The 2,925-nt window shown below is 66.9% G+C and carries 4 protein-coding genes; 1 reads left to right on the top strand and 3 read right to left on the bottom strand.

Annotation, left to right across the window (positions count from 1 at the left end; genetic code table 11):
* Window positions 1-38: 38 nt before the first annotated feature.
* The 3 genes from ACN6LB_RS45690 to ACN6LB_RS45680 form a co-directional block, all read right to left on the bottom strand.
* Window positions 39-368, bottom strand: a complete 330-nt coding sequence (locus ACN6LB_RS45690) for a hypothetical protein (RefSeq protein WP_445031080.1) — start codon at window positions 366-368, stop codon at window positions 39-41.
* A gap of 28 nt (window positions 369-396) precedes the next feature.
* Window positions 397-756 carry a hypothetical protein gene (locus ACN6LB_RS45685; RefSeq protein ID WP_445031079.1) on the bottom strand — a complete coding sequence of 120 codons (360 nt, stop codon included), beginning with the start codon at window positions 754-756 and terminating at the stop codon, window positions 397-399.
* A gap of 137 nt (window positions 757-893) precedes the next feature.
* Window positions 894-1,499 (bottom strand): TetR/AcrR family transcriptional regulator, encoded by a 606-nt coding sequence (locus ACN6LB_RS45680; RefSeq protein ID WP_445031078.1) that lies wholly within the window; start codon window positions 1,497-1,499, stop codon window positions 894-896.
* A gap of 509 nt (window positions 1,500-2,008) precedes the next feature.
* Between ACN6LB_RS45680 and ACN6LB_RS45675 the strand changes: the two genes are divergently transcribed.
* Window positions 2,009-2,860: an alpha/beta fold hydrolase gene (locus tag ACN6LB_RS45675; protein ID WP_445031077.1), complete on the top strand. Its 852-nt coding sequence runs from the start codon at window positions 2,009-2,011 to the stop codon at window positions 2,858-2,860.
* Window positions 2,861-2,925: the final 65 nt, after the last annotated feature.

Here is a 2,925-nt window from a genome sequence, read left to right as displayed (position 1 = left end):
TCAGGAGGCCCTACTTGTATGCGCCCAGCACTCCACGATCACCTGATCGGGACTCCCGTTCGATCTACCAGCCTCAAGATCGGAACGACAACAGCTACTGAGACCTCGCCCTCGCCTTCGCAGACCTGGTCCGCCACCAGCGCGGATACCTTCTGCTGGATTGGATCCGACAGGCCGAGCAGCACGCACCGAAGCCCATGAAGGGCTTCGCCGGCTTCCTCCGGCAGGACCTCGACGCCGTCACCGCCGGACTCACCCTGCCCTGGAGTTCCGGAGCCGTCGAAGGCCGCGTAAATAGGATTGATAACCATCAAGCGAGCCATGTACGGCAGGGCCTCGTTCGCACTCCTCCGCACCTGCATCCTCACCCAGCCGTGATCGGGGCATAGCGAAGACTCAGGTGATCAAACGCCGATCTTGTGGATCGAAGCAGACCAGGCCGGAGGACCGGGCCAGGTCAGCGGCGAACTCGGCGGCCTCCTGGTACTTGCTGAAGACCATGCCGAAATAGAAGAGCGGGCCACTCACGTTGTTGATCAAGGGGCCGTCCGACCAAGGGCTCGCGTCCTCGTCCGCGTCGTCGTCACCCAGGTCAGGCCACCGGGCCGCCAGCCCTTCGACGTACTGCCTGATACGAGGGGTCGGCGACTGGCCCTCGCCTCTCGTGAATCTGTCGTACAGGCCCTCGAAGACCTCAAGCGCCGCTGCATCGTCAGCAGGGCTCGGACCGTCCCATACGGCCAAGTCATAGCTCATGGCGGCATTGTGCTGGCCCCCACTGACAGCCGATGCCACCACGGTCAACAACTGTGCTGGTTCGTCACGGAACTGCGGCCGGAGCCATTTTCACGAAGCCTCATCAGCGCGCCCTCCGCAGTGTCCGTGTACGCCAGTCAGTGCGCCGTCCTGGTGTCCCCTTCGGGCTCGATGCCCAGTAGCGCGAGGGCGTTGTGGATGCCCTGATCGAGGACTTGATCGGCGAGCTGCGGGTCGGCGAGGGCCCGTGAGAGCTGGAGTGTGCCGGCCATCATGGCGTACGAGCTGAGTGCCATGGGGCGGACCGAGAGCGGGTCGTTGGGCGCCAGGCGGGCGGCGATGCCGTCGGCGACCATCAGTACGCCCTCGGTGTAAGCCTGCTTGGTCGGGTGTGTGCAGCGCCCTATCTCGTCGAGCAGGGCGGCGGAGGGGCAGCCGACGTCACGGCTGTCACGGTGCCAGGGGGACAGGTACCAGCGCACGATCTGTTCGAGGCCGGCGCGGCCCGGTTCCGCGTGCGCGACGATACTCGCGTTCTGGGCCTCCAGCTGGTCGGCGATCGTGGTGGCCACGAGGTCGTCCTTGGACGTGAAGTGAGTGTAGAAGGCGCCGTTGGTCAGCCCGGCGTCCTTCATGAGCGCCGTGATGCCCGAGCCGTCGATGCCGTCCTCCTTGAAGCGGCGGCCCGCCGTCTCGATGATCCTCTGCCTGGTGGCCTCTTTGTGCTCTTTCCTGTATCGCACTCCACACACTCCTCTGCGCGCCGGGGGGCCGCTCGCCCTCCAGCGGTTCCTCCAATATATTGTATTGTGAACGTAATTCAATAATCCCGGATTCCGGCGCTCTCGCGGCCGGGGTGGGGCCGTTACCCCTTGGCCCCCGCCGCACTGGACCGCCTGCACTGCTGGCCTGCACGCGGTCCCATGGCCGGCGATAGGTTCCGCCCGCCACGGGAGCCCCCTTGTGCGCCCGGGTCACCTCTGCTTAATATTATGGCCATAATGCAATCGTTTCCGGCTTGGCGCGGTGGATTCCGAGGTGATCGGAGCGAGCCGGAAGTCGCCTGGGTCATCCCAGGGTCGAGAAGGTGATCGAACGATCCGAGCGGATCGTCGGCCTGATCCACAACCCCGGCTCGCCTCGTCGAGCGCCGGCCAAGAGCAGTGGCCCCACAGGCCCAGCATGTCTTGCGTGTGCTGCGTGAGCAGGCCCGCGAGAACGGATGGGCACCCGCCAACAAACGAAGGACGTCATGAGCACCTATCTGGCAGACAAGACCGAGAACCTCACCGTGGAGGGGCCCTCCGCGACCTTCACCTACCGGCGCATGGGTCCGCAGGGCGGTGTCCCGCTGGTCCTGCTGCAGCGTTTCCGGGCGTCCATCGACTGGTGGGACCCGGAGTTCCTGGACTACCTGGCCACCGACCACGACGTGATCGTCTTCGACAACGTCGGCGTCGGCTACACCACCGGCGTCCCGCGCGACTCGCTCGACGGATTCGCCGAAGGTGCCGCCGAGTTCATCGAGGCCCTCGGTCTCACGCAGGCCGACCTGCTCGGCTGGTCACTGGGCGGTTTTGTGGCCCAGCGCCTGACCGCGCAGCGCCCGGAGCTGGTGCGCAAGATCATCGTGGCGGGCAGCGGCCCGACCGGCTGGGTGCCCGGTGCGCCGGAGGCGAGCGAGAAGGTCCTGGGCATCATGGCCAAGCCCGACGCCGACCTGGAGGACACGCTGTTCCTGTTCTACCCCGAGACGGACGCGGCCCGCGCCTCAGGGCACGAGCACTTCGCCCACGTCGCGACCCGGCTCGCCGCCGGCGGTCCCGCGGTCTCCGAGACGGCGGCGCAGGGCATGCTCGCCGCGATCGGCCAGCTCCTGGCAGCCCCCTTCGACGAGGTACAGGCCGAACTCGAGTCCATAAAGCACCCCGTCCTGTACGCCAACGGCCTGCACGATGTGATGGTCCCCGCCCACGCGTCCTACGTCGCCGTCCAGCACCTGGCCGACGCCACCCTCCTCCTCTACGGCGACGCCGGCCACGCCTTCCTCTTCCAGCACGCCAAGGCATTCACCAAGCAGGTGGCCGACTTCCTCGCCGCCTGAGGACGCCGACCGCGCCGCCGCTCCCGAAGCCCGGGCGATGGCCGGTAACCATCGTGCAAGCGGGG

The sequence above is a fragment of the Streptomyces sp. SAS_270 genome, assembly GCF_052543295.1.
Note: the sequence above shows the minus strand (reverse complement) of the source record. Positions and strands in the feature narration are given on the sequence as shown.